Genomic DNA, 20,902 nt, shown 5'->3' with positions numbered 1-20,902 from the left:
CAGGGCACTTCAGGCGTTTAGGGCCGGAGCTGCGGGTGGACGCTCCGGGGGCGGGGTGTTCTTCCGATCGCTGGTTGTCCTCGGATTTACTTGAATTCCCCTTTATAGGGGAAAATCCGTGGACAAACGCGAGCGCTTCGCTTCTACAGAATCACTCCCGCCCCCCTCCACTACGCGCTACTCCTTGGAAAGCTTCTAAAACGTGCTCTGACTTGGCACAGGAGCAGGGTAAAGCAAGACGAAAAGCGATAGCTCTCTACATGATCAACATAGCAGTCACAAGACATGCAGCAAAGCTCATGACAGCAATTAACGCTTGAATGCAGCTGAAGGACAGGTTTTCAAGCCAGATGATGCGTTTTCTCTGCACAGCATATGAATATATAAAAGCCGGAAGCATAACAGGCAGATATTGATGCAGATCCGCTCCATCTGTGCTTGGCAGAATTTTGTTGATATAAATAATTGCCGTTTCGTTAGTAATCAGCGCAGCATATATAACACCAATCATCATTGAAAATATAAAGGGAGAGATAAGGCGGCCCTTTCTTTGCCGAACGAAACGACCATTTTTTGGGCTCAAATCATCGTTGACCATTGCACTCCCTCCTTTTAATTCATCTTCTGAGGATGAACCGTTCTATCCTGAAAAGCACGGTAGTTCAGCAGACCCGCGGCGATTGCCAGTAGCGTCAGAACGGCTGCGAACAGATAGAGATTGATAATTCCGATATATTCGGCAAGCCCTGCCATACCCAGTAAAGAAATGCAAAATACGAGATGCATCATCGAGGCTTGAGCAGACAACACTTTGGGCAGCATTAGAGCAGCCACACTACTCTGAATCAACGTACGTCGGTTGATCATAGCAAGCTCGGCAAATGGCCCCATTAGCATCACAAGGATCAATGCAGTAAACGGCTGCGAATTGACTGCATATATTGCGGTCAAGACACCATACCCTGCCATACCCAGCAGCATCACTCCAAAATATCGGCGTCCAATAACCTTGGATAGAGCAAGCACCAGCAATCCACCGCCAATTGTACCGGCAAAATAAGCCGCATTGATGAAGCCCCACCATTCTTCTCCTTGACCAAGTGCCACCTGGACGAACGCTAATGTAAATGCACCTACCCAGATGGCCCCTCCTAGCATGTCAATCATATCCATGAACGTAAGCACGCGTAAACGCGGTGTTTGCCAGATCATTTTCCAGCCTTCCGTTAAGGTATGCCACCTGCTCATGCCCGTATCCGTTGTAATTTCCGCCGAATATTGCAATTTGCTCTGCGCCAAGTCTGTGTCGTTTGGCTCCTTGACTCCAATGGTAAAGGCTGCAGCCAAGCCATAAATTACAGCAGTAATCAGCAGCGTTGGGCTTGAACCGATCAAGGCAACGATTACACCACTTAATCCCCAGCCGGCGAACTGCACAACTTGGTCACTAACACTCATGAGCCCATTCGCTTTAAGTAAACCCTGCTCATGTGCCACCAACCGTGGTATTAATGCATTACGTGCGGGAGTTGTCCATCCATCAAGAAAAGACATCACAAATACAAGCGAGAATACAAGCAGCAAAGAGGATGAAGCCGCATGAAGCTGTAGATACAAGGCAAGACAAATAAATAGCAGAAACTGCCCTGTTTGTGACAATAGAAGCAGTCTGGACAATGGAAACCGTTGAATAAGCAGCGGTGCAGCAAGACTGCTTAACATCTGGGCTCCACTGCGCATCAAGGGCAAAAGGGCCGCAGATACAAGTGAATTGGTGCGGTCCAGCACCATGACTGTCAGGGCCATAATATATAACACATCAGCAGCATTTGCTGCCGTCTGGGTAGTCCATAAATAGTAAAAAGAACGAGTTAAATATGAAGACTTCATACATATGTTGCTCCGTTTCTATATCTGGTTGTGAAAAAGCGTCAATGGATACTCTTTATTAGATATCATATTGCTTGTAATCTGCTTCATCACAACTCGATCACGCAGCTCCAGTGATTCCGAATTGAATAGTTCCATAGGTGTGATCCACTTCGCATCTGCAATTTCCGCTGTATCCAGCTTCAGCGAACCACCCATAATTTCACCGAGAAAATGAAACAAAACCACTTGCTGCTGCAAGCTGCTTATGAAATTGTACACTCCTGTCGCCGCTGTCAGTCTAACATCATATCCCGTCTCTTCTCTCGCTTCCCGACGCGCCGCTTCCATTAGCTCTTCCCCATACTCCACTCTACCTGAAGGGAAATTCCAGGTATTCCGGACAGATGCCTTGTTCTCTTTGATGATAAGCACCTTACCCTCATGCAGGATCGAAACACTAACAACCAACATAATTCCATGCTGCTTCATTGTTAAAAAAAACCTCCACAATCCGAAAATTTCCACTCCTATAATTAGAACATACGTTCCTTTATTTGTAAATAAAAGAATCATTCAAACTTTCTTTATCTATGCACAACAGTAATAAAACAGCCCTCTCCATCCTAAAGGACGGAAAGGGCTGCGCGATAATATCTTATTACTTCTGTAATTCATTTACACTGCCTTTGCCATTTTAGCCGCACGCATTGATGAAACAGCATAGACGATAAGTGCTGTCCAGATCAAAGCAAATCCGCCAAGCAGCACAGGAGAAACCGATTCCTTAAATACAAATATGCTTAAAATCAGCATGATGGTTGGACCGATATACTGAACAAATCCGAGTGTAGAGAGTGACATACGCGCAGCTGCTCGTGCAAAGAACAACAGCGGAAGCGCCGTCACAACACCCGAAAGCAGCAATTCGAAGAACATCGTTGGCGGAAGCGTCCAGGCTGTTGTTTGACCAGCAATCCCTAGATAAATCCAGTATCCTAATGCAAGGGGCAGGACAATTGCAGTCTCTGACAACAGCCCCACCGAAGCATCCTGCTTAATTTTTTTCTTTGCCAGACCATATAAACCAAAGGAGGCCGCCAACGATATGGAAATCCACGGGAAACGCCCGTAGTCAACAGCGATAATCAGCACCGCAACTGCTGCTATAGCGATAGCAACCCATTGTCCCCGGTTTGGTTTTTCATGAAGAAAAACTACGGCGAGCAGCACGTTCAGCAGTGGGTTCAAGTAGTAACCCAGGCTGGTCTCTACCACATGCCCATTGTTAACAGCCCAGATGAAGATCAGCCAGTTGATCGCAATCAAAAGTCCGCTGGCTGTAAGCGGCAGTAAAAGTGAGCGGCTGGTCCAGATTCGTTTGACATCACTCCAGCGGCGCTGAATCGCAACTAATATTCCCATAAACACAAATGACCACACAACACGATGGGACAAAATTTCACCTGCCGGCACATCATTAAACAATTTCCAATATAGCGGGAGCACGCCCCACATAATATAAGCGATAATGGCATTAATTAATCCGTTGTTCATGATTCCTACCTCTCTTTTTTGTTCTCTCTTTCTATCTCTCATGTCTCAACGGATTATACGCCCCGTCCCTTCCATAAGTAAAGAAATACTTATAGACCGCCCATATAGACTCATCAGGTACAAGGTCGAATGATCTCTGCCGCTTACCGTGCAAGCTTTCTTCCCTCGCGACGAGCTACAACAAAAACGCTGATCTGCTTCGACCAGCGCTCGTTTGAAAGATGGATATCTTTTATAAACAGGATTAAGGAATTACTTCGCTTCGCCAACTACTGTAAAACGCTCATTTTTGTGCTGCGGATTTTCAATCTCGTCCACCAGCGCAATCGCATAATCGGCGTAGCTGATGTAGCTGTTGCCTTCACTGTTCACAATCATAACATCATTGCCTGATTGATATTTGCCAGTACGCACGCCTTCAGGATTGAAGAATCCAGCCGGGCTAAGGAACGTCCATTGCATGCCGGAGGAAGCTTGAAGATCCTTGAGGTTTTGCCCTTGATTCGAAGCCGTTGCTTTATACGCATCCGGGAACCCAGGGGAATCGACAAGACGCAGCGTTTTGGATTCGTCTGTAAACAGGCTGCCAGCACCACCCACAACGATCAGACGGGTATTCGGGGTTTCCTTGAGAATGTTAATCAGAGCTTGTCCCACTTCTACATGCAGATGTTCTTTGCCCGCTGGTGCACCAAATGCATTAACAACGACATCAAAACCTTCCACGTCCGAAGCCGTGAGATCAAACACATCTTTTTCCAGTACATTCAGGCTCTTGTCTTGCAGCTTGGATGCATTACGCACAATCGCCGTTACTTCATGTCCACGGTCCGCGGCTTCTTTCAAAATGATACTTCCTGCTTTACCTGTTGCACCAATAACTGCAATGTTCATTAATGATCTCTCCCTTAAAATCAAATTTATTATGAGATTGTGTTTGTTTAGAATGCTATAATGTAACTATAATTGTTACAACTAATTCTGTCAACCTTTCCTCTCATTAAAGCTACAACAATTCAAAAACTAACAAAAAAAGCCCCCGTAACGTAATTAGCTCATTCCTAATCCGCCACAGAGGCCTTGATTTCAACCCTATTTAACAATCTTTATCCGGTACACCCGCTTCTTCTCTCGTACGGAACGATGAGCCGCAGCCGCATGTTGCTACTGCGTTCGGGTTATGAATGGTGAACCCACCAGACATGCCGGATTCTTCAAAATCAATTTCGAGTCCATTCAAATATTTCAAATTCTCTTTCTCCACGACAACCTTCATGTCCTGAATGTCCATATATATATCCTCATCGGACTCTTTATCGTCAAAGCCCATGGCGTACGAAAATCCGGTACAACCGCCCGGTGCTACGCCAAGACGCAGGAACATTCCGGGTGTCTCTTGCTGTGCAAGCATTTCTTTCAATCGGTCCGCAGCTGTTTCGCTGATGCTAATCATGCCAGGTCACTCTCCTTTTCATCGACTCTTCCCTTAAATTATACTCCACCCCGTCAAGGGGCTCAAGTCATGTTTACCCGTTTCCGCGTTCACCCTGAACTCCTTTTTCTTCCCAGTGTATTGAACCCCCGGGACACGAGGTTTATAATGGATAGGTGGTCACTCTGAAACTGTCAATATTTTGCCACGACTTATTCGGATGATGGTCATATATGGAGTTGTAATTTTTTTCACATTTCGAGACTGTACTACAGTCCCCAATGCATATAGAGTCGTCAGACTCATTTTAGGAAAAAAGAATTTTTCGCATGCAGCACAGGCTGCACCGGGTAATAAGAGTTAGTCTTTCACAAGAAGGCGGCAGTTGACCGCATCTTTGCTATGTAGTTCTGCTTAGAAGCCCTACACATCACAACTCGAATTCCGGTAAAGAACAGGAGGAAACAGCATGTCTACATTGGTAACACCGTTCACAGACAAAAGAATGGCTGAAATCGTGGAGAAAGTACAGAACGGCGTAAGGCTGAGTGTAGAAGACGGCGTCTATCTGTATCAAACAGATGATCTGCTGACTTTGGGCCAGCTGGCCAATGAGGCCAATCTGCGGAAGAATGGTAAGAAAGTATACTTTATCGAGAACATGAGCCTTTATTTCACCAACGTCTGCGAAGCTCGCTGTGCGTTTTGTAATTTCCGCAAAGATCAGGGTGAGGAAGGCTCTTATACGTTATCTGGTGCGGAAATGATTGATTATGTGGAACAGCATATTCATCCGGGTGTGCGTGAGTTCCACATTGTCGGCGGACATAACAACCATGTTCCTTTTCAATATTATGTCGATTCCCTGCGTGCTTTAAACGAGAAATATCCAGAAGTTACGCTGAAGGCGTACACTGCGGCAGAGATTGATTTCTTCACTCGCATCAGCGGCCTGAGCATCAAGGAAGTGCTGCAAGAGCTGCAGAAGGCTGGCCTCAAATCACTGACGGGCGGCGGCGCAGAGATTCTGTCGGATGAATATCGCAAAAAAATGCGCGTGGACAAAGCGAACGTAGATCGCTATCTCGAAGTACACCGCACAGCACACAATCTGGGCATGCGTACTCATACAACGATGCTGTATGGTTCCATCGAATCCTATGAGGATCGTGTTAACCATATGGTACAGATTCGGGAATTGCAGGATGAAACGAATGGATTCATGGTGTTCATTCCACTCTCCATGCAGCCGAAAAGCAAATCCGCCAGTATTATGCGCCGCAACTCCGCGTATGAGGATCTCAAAACGATTGCCATCAGCCGTCTGATGCTGGATAACATTCAACACGTGAAGGCTTACTTCATTAATATTGGTCCACAGCTGACACAAGTGGCGCTGAGCTTTGGTGCTTCTGACGTGCATGGTACCATTGTACGCGAGAAAATCAGTCATGCTGCTGGCGCACTAACACCAGAAGGACTGACACGCAAAGAGCTGATCTGGCTCGTCAAAGGGGCAGGTCGTATTCCAGTAGAGCGTGATACGTTCTACAACGAAATTCAGGTTTATGAATAATCTTGCTCACTCACATCAATTATAATTTGAATTTATGATGACTGCAGTAGAGGCATCACTCATCGAACGAACTTGCTTGAACCAGGGGTACGTTCGATACAGAGTGATGCTTCACTGTGATTTCATATTTCAAATTTTGATTTTCACTTTTTCAAATATTGGATTTAGACCAAAACAACACACGGAGCAGCTATGTCAATACATAGCTGTTCTGCAGGTTACAGCCCCAAAGCTTGGGACTGATGCAGAAAGGAAGCCGAGTCATGAAAAATTTCGTCATTCTTGGAGGCGGCTATGGCGGCCTCACGATCATCAAGGAACTTCTGGAAGGTAAAATTCCTGCAGACACACAGATTATTCTGGTGGACCGCAGTCCCTTTCAGGGGTTGAAGACTGAATACTACGCACTCGCAGCAGGAACCGTATCCGATTACGACCTGCGCATCCACTTTCCGGTGAATGAGAAAGTCACCCACCGTTACGGTGAAGTAACTGCCATTAACCTGGAGCAGCGTCAGATTGAATTTGAAGGCCAGGAGGCACTTGAATATGACAAGCTCGTCATTGGACTCGGATGTACGGATCGTTTCCACAACACTCCCGGCGCCGAGGAATATAGCTGTACCATTCAAAGCTTTAGCAAAACACGCGAGACTTATCTTCGGCTTAACGAAGTTAAGGCCTATGGACATGTTCACATCGTGGGCGGCGGCTTGAGTGGAGTTGAGATGGCTGCCGAGCTTCGTGAGAGCAGACCCGACCTGAATATCAGCATTCTGGATCGGGGGGAGCGAGTACTTTCCGCATTCCCTCAACGTCTCTCCTCTTATGTCCATGAATGGTTCAGTGAGCATCAGGTGGAAACGCGTGGACATATCGCGATCTCTCGCGTTGAGCCTAATGCCATTTATAACCGGGACGAGCAGATTCAGACGGATGCCGTTGTATGGACCGCCGGTATTCAGCCAGTGAAGGTCGTTCAGGACCTCGATGTAACCAAGGACCCGCAGGGCCGTGTCGTATTAAACGAATATTATCAAATTCCGGAGTACACCGATGTTTATGTCGTAGGTGATTGTGCAAGTGTACCTTATGCGCCAAGTGGTCAGGCTGCGGAGGTTCAGGGTGAGCAGATCGCTCATATTCAGCATGCGCTCTGGAAAGGCGAAAAGCCCAATCCCCAGCCACTCAAGCTTCGCGGCACATTAGGCGCACTCGGCAAGAAGGCTGGATTTGGGCTCATGGGCAAAACATCCATGATGGGACGTGTGCCTCGTATTTTGAAAAGCGGTGTGCTCTGGATGTCCAAACGCCATCTCGGTTAGTTATTCGAGATCGAGGGCATCCCAGGCATCCGCTTCAGCGATTTTGGCAAGAATGGCGTTGTATAGATCCTCCACCTTGTCCGTGGTAACCACTTCACCGTTGACCAAGGCAAAAGGTGTCATATAACATTGACCGCAATTGGTCAGACAGCCATATTCAATGACGTCGTAGTCCGGATTTTCATCTAGCTGGTCCATGACTTCATCCGTGCCAAAATGCATATTGTTAGCACAAAATTCAATAATTGGTCTCATTTCAGTTCACCTGCTTTGTTTGACCATTTTAATTTGTGGTCGTTTGTAATATACTATAAGGAGGAAAGGAGTTGAACAATATGAGCGAAAACGCACAAAGCACCATGTATGATGAGGTATCTGATGTGCTTGATAAACTTCGTCCGTTCCTGCAACGCGATGGCGGTGACGTGGAACTGGTCGACGTGGAGGACGGCATCATTAAGCTGAAACTGGTCGGTGCCTGCGGCAGTTGCCCAAGCTCCACCATTACCTTAAAAGCCGGGATTGAACGCGCCCTTCTTGAAGAAGTTGAGGGTGTACAAGAAGTCGTACAAGTATTCTAAATCAATCCTTCACGAAATAAACCTCAGAGAGCCTTTCGCTTCGCAAGAAGCGGAGGGCTCTTTTTTTGAAAGATACTCTATTGTATTGTAGGCCGAATTGGATCAAGCCCTCCAGACACATCCATTATGTTCCCTGTGATAAAATCCGAATGATCCAGACACAGATACGTAATCACTCGTGCTATATCTTCTCCGCTACCCGGTCTCCCTCTGGGCGTTTCTTTATCAGGTATGTCCGCAATGTCATCAATCGTTTTCTCTTTGTTCGCTCCGCGAATATCTCCGGGACATACCATATTCACCGTAATTCCGTAAGGTGCTTCTTCCACGGCAAGTGTCTTCGTAAATGAAACCAGACCCACCTTCGCAGCAGCATACACTGCACGATGAGGCCACGACCTCGCTTCACCCGCATGACTGAAGCCAAAATGAATAATTCGCCCCCACTGCTTGCGGCGCATTTCCGGTAGAACGAGCTGATCCAGAATCATTGGTCCCAGCAGGTTTCCCTGCACTAACATCTGAACCTCTGCCTCGGAATAGTCCGCAAACACCCGGCGCTCACGTACGAACGGCCCCGCATTATTCACTAAAATATCTATATGCCCTAGCTGCGCTTCCACGGCAGCCACGAGCGCATGAATCTCGTCTGCTTTGGATATGTCCGCCTGCACAGCAATACAGCGCACGCCTTTGGCGATAATTAGAGCCTGCAGTGCTTCAGCCTCTGATCGGCTGTGCACATAATTGAGGGCAATATGGCATCCTTGATCTGCCAAACGAAGTGCTGTCATTTTCCCAAGGCCTTTGGCACTTCCCGTTATGAGGGCAATCTTTCCCTTCACGTTCATCCCCCTCTTCAAAGAACAGTCACTCATCCAGTATAAAAGATTTATCCCTCGCCCACAACTTGCCCGTGGTTCACAATCCGTTCCAGCTGAAAATAAACCCTGATCATCCAAATTTATCTTGATCTTGATCTGAATGCTATGATACTCTCGATAAGTCCTCATGGTCTTATGATGATAACGGCAACATACATATTAATGTGCAAATCACTACTCAGATCGTTTGAAAGGATTAATAAAATGAAAAAGAAATGGTACCTCTTCGTTTTCACCTTGCTTCTTTTGACCTCACTTCCATTTTCAACAGCAAAAGTTATTGCAGGAAGCTACGGTTCAGCCGACGGGCTTGAGTGGCAGAATGGTCCCGCAACAATATCTTTAGATGGTATAGCTACAATAAATGTTCCAGATAATTTCGCTTTTTTTGATGAGGAAAATGCTAAGAGGTTTATGCAAGAAAACTCTCCTCCTCCAAATGGATCAGAAATCGGAGCTCTGTATAACATGAAAATGCAGTTATTTTGGAACGTCATTTTCGAGTACCATAACACAGGATACATCAATGATAGTGACAAAAGTGACCTGGATGCAGATGAATTACTTGAAAGCTACCAACAGAGTCCTGAAGGACAACGTGAGAAAGCCACCGCAGAAAGTAAATCCTCTGTGTTGCGCTGGGATGTTGAGCCTAAGTATGAAGAAGATAAACATCAGTTACGATATTCTTTAGGATGGCGAGATTCTTTGCAGAGCGGGTTGGTAAAATACAAAGTAAACTTTTTAACACGCGAAGGATACTTTAGTGTCATACTTGTAACAACAAGTCATAAATTTGAAGAAAGTCAAAAGCAGTTCGAAGACATGGTGCTCCAACATATTACAATCAATAACGGCCATACATACGAGGAATTTAATGCTTCCGTAGATAAAAAATCTGAGCTGGGTCTAACAAATCTAATTCCTGGCGGTGACAAAGTAGCCTCTACCAAAAAATCAGAAAGGGTAGCTTTACTCATAAGAGTCATAATTTTCATTGTTGCTGCAAGCGCTGTAGCTAGTATAAGCATCGCGCTTTACCGCAAGCAGAAACATCGCCAGCCCATTGCTTCCTTATCATCAACAGAATTGACAGAGGCTGTTACACCGACACACATTGAAGCGGTTGATCAACCACATCCTGAGAAACACAAATATTAAAATATTTAAAACGTGCAGCAGATCAATGAAAAGAGCCCCGCAATTCTCTAGATGAGAAAAGCGGGGCTTCTTAGCTATGGCTAATGGTTATGAACCTTAAAACGCAGGTTCAACTGCACCTTGGTAACGTTCTTTGATGAATTTTTTCACTTCCTCGGAGTGAAGAGCTTCAGCCAGTTTTTTGATAGCATCTGCGTCCTTGTTATCCTCACGGGACACCAGAATGTTGGCATATGGATTGCCTTGCAGATCTTCGATTAGCAACGCATCCTTAGCCGGATTAAGATTTGCCTCCAGTGCATAGTTTGCATTGATGAACACCAGGTCTGCTTCGTCCAGCTGACGAGGCATCATTGCTGCATCCAGCTCAATGATATCCAGGTTTTTCGGATTCGCTGTAATGTCCTTCTTTGTCGATGTAATATTTGTATCGTCTTTAAGTGTAATCAGACCTTTCTTCGCCAGCAGCAAGAGTGCACGTCCACCATTGGATGGGTCATTTGGAATCGCTACTTTCGCGCCGTCTTTCAGCTCATCCAACGATTTAATCTTCTTGGAGTAACCGCCAAAAGGTTCAACATGAACCGGCGTTACAGCAACAAGATGAAATCCACGCTCTTTATTTTGTACATCCAGATACGGCTGATGCTGGAAGAAGTTTGCATCCAGCTTGCCATCTTCCAGCTGTTGATTCGGCTGTACGTAATCGTTGAATGTAACAACCTGCAAACGAATGCCCTGTGCTTCAAGCGCAGGCTTGATGCTTTCCAGAATTTCAGCATGAGGTGTAGGTGAAGCGCCTACCTTCAGCTCAACAGTACGCGGAGCTCCTGCAGAATTATCCGCACCGCTGTCCGATTTCTTGTTGTTGCCGCAAGCTGCAAGCACTGCAATCAGCATCAAACTGAGTAGAACAATAGACCATTTTTTCATCTGTAAAACCCCTTCGCCTTATATTTTTTCATCTATGTGTTATTTCCTGGTGAAATAAATGACCAAACGATCACCAATCATCTGCAAAAGCTGGACCAGTATAATCATGGATATTACAGAAATAATCATGATTTCATTCTGATAACGATAGTATCCATAGTTAATTGCCAGTGTTCCCAAACCGCCGCCACCTACCATACCCGCCATAGCAGTGTAGGAAACCAGCGTAACAACTGTGATGGTAATTCCGGCAAGCAACCCCGGTAACGCTTCTGGCAGCAGCACACGTCTAACAATCTGTCCTGTGGACGCCCCCATTGCCTGTGCCGCTTCAATTACCCCGCGATCCACTTCACGCAAAGTATTCTCTACGAGACGTGCAAAATACGGAGCAGCCGAAATCACCAGCGGTGGAATGACACCAAGCACTCCTGTCGCTGTACCCACCAGTACACGTGTAAACGGAATAAGAGCAACAATTAATATAATAAAAGGTACAGAACGTAAGATGTTAACGATGACGGACAAAATAATGTAGGTTACCCGTGATCTCGCTGATGCGGAACGACCCGTCATGAACAAAATGACACCCAGCGGAAGACCCAGCAGAACGGTAAACAAGCCGGATGCGGCCAATATTTGTAACGTCTCGATAGAGGCCGTGCCAACCTCGTCCCAACTCACTGTTGAAAAGTCCATTATCGCAGCACCTCCACATCAAGTCCTTCTGCGGTCAATTCAGATATAGTCTGCTCGATGGCCCCGATATCGCCCTCAAAACGTACAGTCAATTGACCATAGGGAACTTGCTTGATGGTAGAGATTGTGCCCTGCAGAATGGCAAAGTCCACGCCCGTTTTGCGAACGGTTCGGGATAAAATCGCTTCATACGTTTTGTGTCCCAGAAATGACACCTTCACCAGCTTGGACGATACACCTGTCCCGAGCTCGCTTCCCGCATTCGCCAGCACCATTTCTTCCAGCGCCACTCCACCCTCGTGATCACGACTCACAAAATCCCGAGTAATTGCATGCTGTGGTTTCAGGAACACCTCCGTTACGGGCCCTTGCTCCACAATGCCACCTTGATGAATGACCGCCACCCGGTCACAGATATTCTGAATAACATGCATTTCGTGGGTGATAAGCACAATCGTCAGATTATACTTTTTGTTGATATCCAGCAGCAGCTTCAGAATTGAATCTGTGGTCTGCGGGTCAAGTGCAGAGGTCGCCTCATCACAGAGCAGCACGCTTGGATCACTTGCAAGCGCCCGTGCTATGCCAACCCGCTGCTTCTGTCCACCAGACAGCTGTGCGGGATATTTGCTGCTATGCTGCTCCAGGCCAACCAGCGTCAGCATCTCCTTCACCTTGCGGTCAATCGCATCCTTGGGTGTATTGACCAGCTTTAATGGAAAAGCAACGTTATCGTACACCGTAGCAGAAGACAGCAGATTAAAATGCTGAAAGATCATGCCGATCTTGCGTCTTTGCTGCTGCAGCTCGCTTTTGCTCAGCTCGGTCAGGTTCCTTCCATCTACCCATACCTCACCCTCTGTGGGGCGCTCAAGCAAGTTGATACATCGAATCAGCGTACTTTTCCCCGCACCCGAGTGACCAATAACGCCAAATATTTCACCCTTCTGAATGCTTAAATCAAGCTTTGACAACGCCGTGGTTGTCTTGCTACGTCTACCATATGTTTTGGTTAATCCAACCAGCTCAATCAATAGTACGGCTCCTTCCCCATCACCTAACCTACATATATCTTTACCCGAAGGAGAGGAAAACTCCCCTTTCTATGCAAAAAAAGAGCCCTTTGCAGATACAAAGATGGCTCTTCACGTGAAATGACCTTCTCATCTGCCAAAACCATAATTGCTATGATTCTGTAGGAATTAGCACCTAACATCTGTAATGAAACATATTCATGCCATCATTACTGATCGGTTGCCGGGCTTCATCGGGCCTGTCCCTCCGCCACTCTCGATAAGAGAAATATGAAATTGTAGGATTATATAAGTTCTTGTAGTTTGTCATGTATAATGATCAAACTGCATTAAATATTACATCTTTATACTGCTTTAAGCTTTAGAATAAATACATAAATCCATGTAAGTTTTGATCTGCAACTCAGTATAGTCCAAGTATTCCGATTTGTCAAAGGGTATTATTTCATAAGTTAACGTAATAGGCTTGATGCCATTAACGCCTTATGCCCTGTTTACGCCAGATTCGCGTGATATAGCGATACGCCGTATGCAATGTTTCACAGACCATATCCACACCCTGCTGCATCTCCAGCAGATGCTGATCCAGATCCTCCAGCTTGACTTTCCCCTTCATCGTCTGATGTAGCTGCCATAGATCATCCTGCATTTCAGAGTTCATGTAATGAATCTCCATGTTGCGCCGCTTGCGAAGCTTGCTCATGGGTTCACGATAATTTTCCTTGATCTTGATTAATTGCAAAGCAAGCGCATGATGCTCCCGGTGGTAATCAAACTGCCTAAGTACCGTATAATAAGAGAAATGCACCTTTGTCTTTGAAGTATTCAATTGAAATATTTCGTTTAAAACCGTTCCCAGTTTATCCAAAATGGCAAAGCAACGAATAAATGCATCCTTATAAAAATAAACATAACGTGCATACTCCGCCTTTTCGGCAGAGGTCATATCTTCTGTAGAGCCGGCAACCACTTTTTTACGAAAATGAGCTGCCGCGAAATAACTCTGCTCCAACTCATCCAACGACGATATCAGCCCTTGTGTCCATATATACAGCTTCCTGTAATCATGATTCGGATCATGATCCACATGCATCTGGCGCTCAAATGAATCCAGCGTATGTGCCATCGTATCCATCGCTTCCTTCAATATGCCTTGGTTGACCCGCGGCTTCTCACCAAGTAACGTACGCAGCATAGATGTCCTCCTCTTTCCACTGATGTTGCAAAATATATGATGTCACAGCTGCTGGACAGGTACAACTTCTCCCCCAAGAACTGCTGCAAATCCTGTCTTCATTATAACTTGGTTTAGGTTGCCCTGTTGATTCGAACATCAAACAAAAGTCCACCCATTCAAGTGATCTGTATCACCGAAGGGTGGACTTTCCAATTCGTGCTTTTCAATAACGTTTGTGTAAGGCTTGATCACGTTGTTATGGCGTAGATCGTTCCAGCTTAGAGACGATTTACCGGCCGATACAGCTTATACACCAGGAAGCTCATATACGTTAGAACACCAAACAATATCGCAATGTCCAGCATATGTGCGAGTGCAACAAACATATACACCTCTGGGCGACTCATCGTCCACATCATACACATCCCGATAACCACTTGCATCAAAATCAAAATTACGGATAACACACCGAGCGTACGAAGTTCCCGATTATCCGGGTGTTTACGATAAGCAAAATGTCCAAGAATCGCAATGACAATCACTAACGATGCGGCAGCCAGACGGTGAGCAAACGCTACAGCTACTCCGCCAGATAGTTCAGGAACAATCTGCCCGTTACAGAGCGGGAACCCGGAGCAGCCTCCAGCAGAGCTTGTATGACTCACAAATGCTCCAGTATAAACGACCATATACGTATAGATCGTGGAGAACCAGACCAGATTACGGAAGCCTTTGCTGACGCGTGGATATTTGTTCAGGCGCTCCAGACCGCCATATCTGGCTTCCTGTCGAATACCCAGAGCCATCATCAGGGAGCTTGCAAACGCAATTAACGCAAATCCGAAGTGAAGCGCCATGACCGCTGAGGATTGTGAGAATACCACGGCAAAAGCGCCCATAATTCCCTGTATAATGACAAACACAAGGGTCAGAAATGAGAACAGCTGCAAATCACGACGCTGCTTGCCAAATCGTAGAAAGGCAAGAAACGAAGCGATGGATAGCATGCCCGCCAGTGCACTCACGGCACGGTGGGAGTATTCAATCAACGAGGCGACAGTATGTGCAGGTACGAGCTTCCCGTTACATAAAGGCCATTCGTTACCACATCCGAGGCCTGATTCTGTTTTGGTCACAATCCCGCCGCCAAAAGTAGCTAGGAACATAACAAGACAGGTTAATACGGTTAACCATTTAAACAATGTTAAGTGCTTCAATTTTTTCTCACCCGCTGTTGGTTTAAGATGGCGAAGAGCATCTTCGCTTCATGGTCGTTCTATATTTTTCACTTTGACACTAATTTCACAACTAAATTTATTATAACGGATAAAAGCATCATTGACGTCGTGCTTTGTGACAAAATGTTAACGTCTGTTAAATTTTTGACCGGCTAGTCATATTATTGCCTGCTTTAGAGAAATCGCTTTGGTTGTGTGGCTTACGTATGTAATACTTCAGCATTAGTTCAACTACTGGCTGAATTGATAATCCTGCCATTTGCAGTAAATTTTTCAATGGCTACAGTAGGCTTTGCACATCAGCGTATCACAAGGCATCTTATCTGGGCTTCAGCAGCCTGTGGCTTTTTACATGATGACACAGAAAACAGGGCTGTCTTGAACCAGATTACGGCTCAACCGACAGCCCTGTGTTTAAGAAACATGCTCACAGTATGCCCTTCATGTATTACATCAATTCATTGCCTGCTTATCTTATGACGGCTTTCCATCATGTCACAACGAGACGAATCACACCATGCCCCTACACTTACTTGTGAATCGTGTTATATACCTCGACGGCACGATCCAGAAACTGCTCGATTTCTTCACGCGATTTGCGCAGCTTGTTCACATAACGCACCAGTTCGCGTCCATCCGTATAGGCAACAAAGCTCGGAATACCCAAAATATTCTGTTCCTGACTTACCGGGCCCACCTGATCAACGTCTACTTCAATCAGTGTCAGTTCGCGTGAATACTTCGTTTCTACCTCTGGCATAAACGGATCAATGTATTTGCAATCCCCGCACCAGTCCGCCTTGAATACGGCTACCGTCAAACGCGGAGATTGAATCGCCACATCAAATTCCGGCTTGGATGTAATCTGTTCCATAGTCACATCTCCCTTTCTGTACCTTGTCTCCATCTTAGTGAAGCAAATTGGTGATTGGAAGTCAAATGTTCAGCGCATACTTAGAATAACCACAAGTCCTGGCAGATCAAACACCATTTTTCATGAAAGGATGTTCCATTCATGACTTCTACCAGAAGTGACACGTCAGAATCCCATCTCCCTGCTTCGATTTTGCAGATGGTTCGATCTATTCCCGGAGCGGCCCGTGAAGTATGGCGCGGCAAACAGGCAGCTTGGCAGGCATCCTCCCAGCTGAGGCATCCTCTGCGTGATCTGGGCTGGAACTCGGATACAGCAGCTGCTCTACACGCTGAGGTTGAACGGCTATTACCCGGAACAGGCAAAATATCACCATCACGCAGCATTCAAGCGAGTAGTGCACTCGTGTGCGAGGATGATTGCATCATCCTTGAGGACATCAAAACATTGACGCAGCAGCATAATCGCAGTAACGTTACCCGCACAGCTGCGTATCTGGACTGTTACGAGCAGTACCCCGAGCTACACTGGGCCCTGCTGGCGCATATGGTATCCCGCAACGGCGGATATCATATGACTGATCTGCACAGCGATCTGATGCATAATCTGCTGAATCAGCAGGATCGGGAGCATATGTACCGCATGCTGGAGCGATGCAATGCCCTTATTTTTCAGGATGCGTATCCGCAGCTGCAGCTCTATATTCACAGTCGACGGCTCGGTCGAAGCTGCTTCCACCTGCTGTCCCATTTTCACGTATCAGCGTTTATGACCCCGTTCTGGGAGCGCTTCTGGCTGGAACGATGCAGCTCTATATTAAGTGTGGCCCTAATTATTAATGAGCAGAATTATATTGAGAGCAGAGTCGTACAGCATCCGTATTTTCAAAAAGAAGTGCTCTCCAAGCCCGCTTTTCATCTGCACAATCTGGCCGGACTGAATCACATCATCTTCCCCCTTGGACAAGGAGCAGGACTCACCGGGCGGGTCATTGAACACTTTGGCAAAATTAATGAGCGTATCCAGTTCGGCAAAGGCTTGTATGCCCTGTTATTCGGCGTAGAGCAGGTGCTCCAGCAGGTGCTGGAATACGCGCGGGCCGTACCTCACAGAGGTTCACGAGCTGAATATTGGCCCGGGCTGTTCACCAGACAACACGCTGGACCACAGGATCACAAGCTGTATGCTGAAGCTCTGCTGAACGAGGAATGGCTGCCAGAAGATCAGCGTCTGTATTCGCCAGATCTGACGGCCATGTGGGGGGATACGCCGTATGAGCCGATCACGAGACATGACTGGCTCCAAACAAGAGATTGTCTCGGATACCTGACGGCCCCCCGCAGACCATGGCTCTTCGAGATGAGCCATGAGCATCGGTACGGCATGCTAAAAACTGCTCTGGCTCATGATATACAGGAGATTACTCACTAGCTCGAGCACCCAAACTCAAACATGCATAACGTACACAACAACATCTGCAAAAAAAAATAAAACAAAGCGCCATTCGCTACAATAGCGAACAGCGCTTTGTTTATCTCAGCTTATCCCCGTTGTCCGGCACCGCGTTGCAAACGCATGAGCGGACGGAGAATTTTTTGCAGAATCCGTGGATAACTGCCCAGCTCGTCCTTACGTAGTACGCGAAGCACCACCATCAGAACGAGGTATACCACAACGACCAGCACGCCAACCACCATACAGGTTAACAGGAAGGATACACGCGCAGGCAGGAAGGCACCGAATACCTGGTTGCCACTCCAATTGGCTGCAAAGCCCACTCCTGCTGCGATAAGCACTGTAAGAATGAATCCAAGCCAGCGATCACCCATGATAGAGAAGTCTACCATTTTGCGCAGCACCCTCAGGTTCAAATACGTAATCACCAGGAAGCATAGTGCAGTTGCAATAATGATGCCGTAGATGCCAAAGATCGGCGCCAACAGTAAACTGGCAATCAGCTTGACGATAATGCCTGCCGCTACACTGATCATCGTAATTCGCGGTTTACCTACGCCCAGCAGGATCGAGTTGGTAGTCATCATCGTAATCTGGAAGATGGTACCGAACGTGAGCAGTGCAATAATCGGCGTTCCATCCGGACTTGTGAATAACAGACCATTAACCGAATATGCCGCTGCACACAACGCAATCACAATCGGCATGCCGGTGAGGATGGAAATCCGCATCGCCAAAGTAACCTGATTTTTCAGATGCAGCTCATCCTTACGCGCAAAAGCCGCGGAGATAACAGGCACCAGAGACTGACTGAGTGCAATTGCCAGAATTGGCGGAATACCCGCAATACTCTGTGCCTTGGCACCGAGAATAGCCAGCACGCCGGTCGCTTCCTCCAGCCCAATTCGTCCACTGAGCAGTGGAACAACGAGGGATGAGTCAATAAAGTTGATTGCCGGAACTGCCAGAGAAGACAATACAATCGGAATGGATAATTTGAAAATATCGGCATAGATGCCCCGCATCGGGAGCTGTTCTGCCCGCTCATCATTCAGTTGTGCTGCACGATCATTCTTGCGCAGCTTTAATGTAAAATACAGCATGACGGCAAATGCGCCGATACTGCCAAACACACCCCCAAAGGATGCTCCCGCCGCAATGGTCTGATCATCATAATTCCATTGCAGCAACACATATGCTACAACAATCGCTGTACCTACACGCGCGAACTGCTCCACAATCTGCGATATACCGCCCGCGGTCATATTACCACGTCCCTGGAAGTACCCCCGCATCATTGCTATTGCCGGGAAGAGCAGCAGGGCCGGAGCCAACGCCCGAATGGCACTCACGGATTCTGGCACTTTGGAAATATGGTTAGCATAGAACGGTGCCGCAAACCATAACAGCACAGACATGACCACACCCGCTACTGCCGCAAAGATCAGGGCTGCACGGTAAATCTGCTGCGCTTCCCCAGCGCGTCCGAGCGCGTAGCGTTCCGAAACCATTTTACTCAGCGTGCTTGGGATACCTGCGGTTGCAACGGTTAACAGCATTAAATAAACCGTGTTGGAGATCGTAAAGGATGCGTTACCGATATCTCCAAGGATATGCTCCAGTGGCACGCGCTGCACCAGACCAAGCACCCTTGCAATCAGTGCGGCAGCCGCCAATATGAGCGTACCCCTAATGAATGTTTCCTTCTTAGACAAACAAATTCCCCTTCTTTCCCCCACACCGGACCTTTCTCCGGCCTTAAACTAGCCAACCCTGGATTTTAGGCGAATCGAACCACCCAAATAATGAATATCACAATCATGACGATTTGCAAAATAATTTTCATCACCGTGCTCGTAAACAGCCCGACGACAGAGCCAAATCCAACCTTGGATGCCTTGGAAGGTGAAGACCCTCCAATTAATTCCCCGATAAATGCGCCAAGAAAGGGACCCAGAACAAGTCCAAATGCCGGAATTACAAACGGCCCAATAATTACACCTATTGTACTAAGCGTTGTAGATAGCTTGGAGCCGCCGAACCTTTTGACCCCCCAAGCACTGACCACGTAGTCTGCCACGAACAGCACAACGACAATCAGAATTTGAATGATCCAGAACCAAACACCGAACGGATCAAAGCTGAAGAACCAGCCGTAGACCAGAAACGCGAAGAATATCGCAATCGCACCCGGCAGAATCGGATAGACCGTGCCCGCCATACCTACTGCAAACAGCAGTACAATTAAAATCCAGCCAACGGTTGCAAGCAAAGGTTATTCCCCCTTCAAAATATGTTCACGAATCAGGTGGGCAATACCGTCCTCATTGTTACTTCCAATAATCATATCCGCTGCCTGCTTCACCTGCTCCTGAGCATTGCCCATGGCAACACCCAGACCTACAGCTTCAATGACTGCCAGATCGTTCAGACTGTCGCCCACAGCGACTACTTCGGACATGTCTATGCCTAGCAGCTGGCATACTTCGGCTACACCGGTTGCTTTGGATACATTCGCCGGATTCACCTCAATGTTCACAGGAGAGGAGTTGGTCATTTGCAGACCGCCCATCTCCTGCAGCTCCATCATAATCTGATGACGAATCGCATCATCCTCGGTGGTAAATCCGAATTTCAGCCATTCCAGCCCGTCGATGTTATCCGTCCAGCGGTCACGATTGAACAGCTCCTCCACGGAGTATGCCCAGTACCAGCTGTTATATTTCTCCCCGATCTCATACATCTTGCGAATCAAGGACGGGTCCATCAGATGACGCATATGCAGTTCATGCGGTGCTTTCCAGACCTCACTCCCGTTGACCGTTACCATAGGTGTTTCCAGTCCAAGCTGCACCGCATAAGGCATAGCGTGGTATACAGCTCTTCCTGTAGACAAGCACACATGCACCCCACGACGAATCGCAATCTGTATCCACTTGGACGTCTCCTGTGTAATTTCATGATTATCATTCAGCAGCGTGCCGTCCATGTCCAGGGCAAGCAGCTTGTATTTCAGTTCACTCATGCTGTAAATCCTCCTCCAGTATTTCTCTCTCCTATTAAACCGTCTTGCATCCAAACGACGCCTACGTGCACTTGTTCCAAAT

General features: G+C 46.9%; 22 protein-coding genes and 1 riboswitch. Of the genes, 5 read left to right on the top strand and 17 right to left on the bottom strand.

Features of this window, described 5'->3' with window-relative positions; genetic code table 11:
* Positions 1-256: 256 nt before the first annotated feature.
* The 6 genes from DFQ00_RS15330 to DFQ00_RS15305 form a co-directional block, all read right to left on the bottom strand.
* A complete protein-coding gene (locus DFQ00_RS15330; protein ID WP_110897360.1) occupies positions 257-598 on the bottom strand; it encodes a hypothetical protein in 342 nt (113 codons plus the stop codon).
* Positions 599-612: 14 nt separating this feature from the next.
* A complete protein-coding gene (locus DFQ00_RS15325) occupies positions 613-1,890 on the bottom strand; it encodes an MFS transporter (RefSeq protein WP_110897359.1) in 1,278 nt (425 codons plus the stop codon).
* A gap of 18 nt (positions 1,891-1,908) precedes the next feature.
* On the bottom strand, positions 1,909-2,361 hold the full coding sequence (locus DFQ00_RS15320) for an NUDIX domain-containing protein (protein ID WP_110897358.1): 453 nt from the start codon (positions 2,359-2,361) through the stop codon (positions 1,909-1,911).
* A gap of 186 nt (positions 2,362-2,547) precedes the next feature.
* A complete protein-coding gene (rarD, locus tag DFQ00_RS15315; RefSeq protein ID WP_110897357.1) occupies positions 2,548-3,426 on the bottom strand; it encodes an EamA family transporter RarD in 879 nt (292 codons plus the stop codon).
* A 252-nt stretch (positions 3,427-3,678) separates the two neighbouring features.
* A complete protein-coding gene (locus DFQ00_RS15310; protein ID WP_110897356.1) occupies positions 3,679-4,320 on the bottom strand; it encodes an NAD(P)-dependent oxidoreductase in 642 nt (213 codons plus the stop codon).
* Between the two features lie 202 nt (positions 4,321-4,522).
* On the bottom strand, positions 4,523-4,879 hold the full coding sequence (locus tag DFQ00_RS15305) for a HesB/IscA family protein (RefSeq protein WP_110897355.1): 357 nt from the start codon (positions 4,877-4,879) through the stop codon (positions 4,523-4,525).
* A gap of 448 nt (positions 4,880-5,327) precedes the next feature.
* On the opposite strand from DFQ00_RS15305, the gene mqnE reads away from it, so the two are divergent.
* Both mqnE and DFQ00_RS15295 read left to right on the top strand, forming a co-directional pair.
* The gene (gene mqnE, locus DFQ00_RS15300; protein WP_110897354.1) at positions 5,328-6,434 is read left to right on the top strand and encodes an aminofutalosine synthase MqnE; all 1,107 of its coding nucleotides are present in this window, start codon (positions 5,328-5,330) and stop codon (positions 6,432-6,434) included.
* 263 nt (positions 6,435-6,697) lie between these two features.
* Entirely contained in the window at positions 6,698-7,759 is a 1,062-nt protein-coding gene (locus tag DFQ00_RS15295; RefSeq protein ID WP_110897353.1) for an NAD(P)/FAD-dependent oxidoreductase, read from the top strand.
* On the opposite strand, the gene DFQ00_RS15290 is transcribed toward DFQ00_RS15295, so the two are convergent.
* Positions 7,760-8,014 (bottom strand): YuzB family protein, encoded by a 255-nt coding sequence (locus DFQ00_RS15290; RefSeq protein ID WP_110897352.1) that lies wholly within the window; start codon positions 8,012-8,014, stop codon positions 7,760-7,762.
* An 80-nt stretch (positions 8,015-8,094) separates the two neighbouring features.
* Between DFQ00_RS15290 and DFQ00_RS15285 the strand changes: the two genes are divergently transcribed.
* Positions 8,095-8,340 (top strand): NifU family protein, encoded by a 246-nt coding sequence (locus tag DFQ00_RS15285; protein ID WP_053783253.1) that lies wholly within the window; start codon positions 8,095-8,097, stop codon positions 8,338-8,340.
* 77 nt (positions 8,341-8,417) lie between these two features.
* Here DFQ00_RS15285 and DFQ00_RS15280 read toward each other — a convergent pair whose 3' ends face one another.
* Positions 8,418-9,185, bottom strand: coding sequence for an SDR family oxidoreductase (locus DFQ00_RS15280; protein WP_110897351.1), 768 nt, complete (start codon positions 9,183-9,185; stop codon positions 8,418-8,420).
* A 243-nt stretch (positions 9,186-9,428) separates the two neighbouring features.
* Here DFQ00_RS15280 and DFQ00_RS15275 point away from each other — a divergent pair, with 243 nt between their 5' ends.
* Positions 9,429-10,385: a DUF2167 domain-containing protein gene (locus tag DFQ00_RS15275; protein ID WP_167433742.1), complete on the top strand. Its 957-nt coding sequence runs from the start codon at positions 9,429-9,431 to the stop codon at positions 10,383-10,385.
* Positions 10,386-10,481: 96 nt separating this feature from the next.
* On the opposite strand, the gene DFQ00_RS15270 is transcribed toward DFQ00_RS15275, so the two are convergent.
* From DFQ00_RS15270 to DFQ00_RS15245, 6 genes are all read right to left on the bottom strand, one after another.
* The gene (locus tag DFQ00_RS15270) at positions 10,482-11,318 is read right to left on the bottom strand and encodes a MetQ/NlpA family ABC transporter substrate-binding protein (RefSeq protein WP_110897349.1); all 837 of its coding nucleotides are present in this window, start codon (positions 11,316-11,318) and stop codon (positions 10,482-10,484) included.
* Between the two features lie 39 nt (positions 11,319-11,357).
* The gene (locus DFQ00_RS15265; RefSeq protein ID WP_110897348.1) at positions 11,358-12,017 is read right to left on the bottom strand and encodes a methionine ABC transporter permease; all 660 of its coding nucleotides are present in this window, start codon (positions 12,015-12,017) and stop codon (positions 11,358-11,360) included.
* The gene (locus DFQ00_RS15260) at positions 12,017-13,051 is read right to left on the bottom strand and encodes a methionine ABC transporter ATP-binding protein (protein ID WP_110897347.1); all 1,035 of its coding nucleotides are present in this window, start codon (positions 13,049-13,051) and stop codon (positions 12,017-12,019) included. The genes DFQ00_RS15265 and DFQ00_RS15260 overlap by 1 nt, the downstream gene beginning before the upstream one ends.
* A 126-nt stretch (positions 13,052-13,177) precedes the next feature.
* Positions 13,178-13,317, bottom strand: a riboswitch (SAM riboswitch).
* Positions 13,318-13,526: 209 nt separating this feature from the next.
* Positions 13,527-14,246, bottom strand: a complete 720-nt coding sequence (locus DFQ00_RS15255; protein WP_110897346.1) for a Cthe_2314 family HEPN domain-containing protein — start codon at positions 14,244-14,246, stop codon at positions 13,527-13,529.
* Between the two features lie 260 nt (positions 14,247-14,506).
* Complete coding sequence (locus DFQ00_RS15250) at positions 14,507-15,394, bottom strand: COX15/CtaA family protein (protein WP_244213864.1); 888 nt, start codon at positions 15,392-15,394, stop codon at positions 14,507-14,509.
* Positions 15,395-15,995: 601 nt separating this feature from the next.
* Positions 15,996-16,340: a thioredoxin family protein gene (locus DFQ00_RS15245; RefSeq protein WP_110897344.1), complete on the bottom strand. Its 345-nt coding sequence runs from the start codon at positions 16,338-16,340 to the stop codon at positions 15,996-15,998.
* Positions 16,341-16,481: 141 nt separating this feature from the next.
* Here DFQ00_RS15245 and DFQ00_RS15240 point away from each other — a divergent pair, with 141 nt between their 5' ends.
* On the top strand, positions 16,482-17,771 hold the full coding sequence (locus tag DFQ00_RS15240; protein ID WP_110897343.1) for a DUF2515 family protein: 1,290 nt from the start codon (positions 16,482-16,484) through the stop codon (positions 17,769-17,771).
* Between the two features lie 110 nt (positions 17,772-17,881).
* On the opposite strand, the gene DFQ00_RS15235 is transcribed toward DFQ00_RS15240, so the two are convergent.
* The 3 genes from DFQ00_RS15235 to DFQ00_RS15225 form a co-directional block, all read right to left on the bottom strand.
* A complete protein-coding gene (locus tag DFQ00_RS15235; RefSeq protein ID WP_110897342.1) occupies positions 17,882-19,510 on the bottom strand; it encodes a putative polysaccharide biosynthesis protein in 1,629 nt (542 codons plus the stop codon).
* Between the two features lie 65 nt (positions 19,511-19,575).
* Positions 19,576-20,016 carry a DUF456 domain-containing protein gene (locus tag DFQ00_RS15230; RefSeq protein ID WP_110897472.1) on the bottom strand — a complete coding sequence of 147 codons (441 nt, stop codon included), beginning with the start codon at positions 20,014-20,016 and terminating at the stop codon, positions 19,576-19,578.
* 54 nt (positions 20,017-20,070) lie between these two features.
* Complete coding sequence (locus DFQ00_RS15225) at positions 20,071-20,820, bottom strand: Cof-type HAD-IIB family hydrolase (protein WP_110897341.1); 750 nt, start codon at positions 20,818-20,820, stop codon at positions 20,071-20,073.
* Positions 20,821-20,902 lie beyond the last annotated feature (82 nt).

Origin of the sequence: Paenibacillus barcinonensis, from assembly GCF_003217495.1 — a bacterium.
GTDB classification, from domain to species: Bacteria; Bacillota; Bacilli; order Paenibacillales; family Paenibacillaceae; genus Paenibacillus; species Paenibacillus barcinonensis.
The sequence above is the reverse complement of the archived record's forward strand: the minus strand, read 5'-3'. Positions and strand labels throughout refer to the sequence as shown.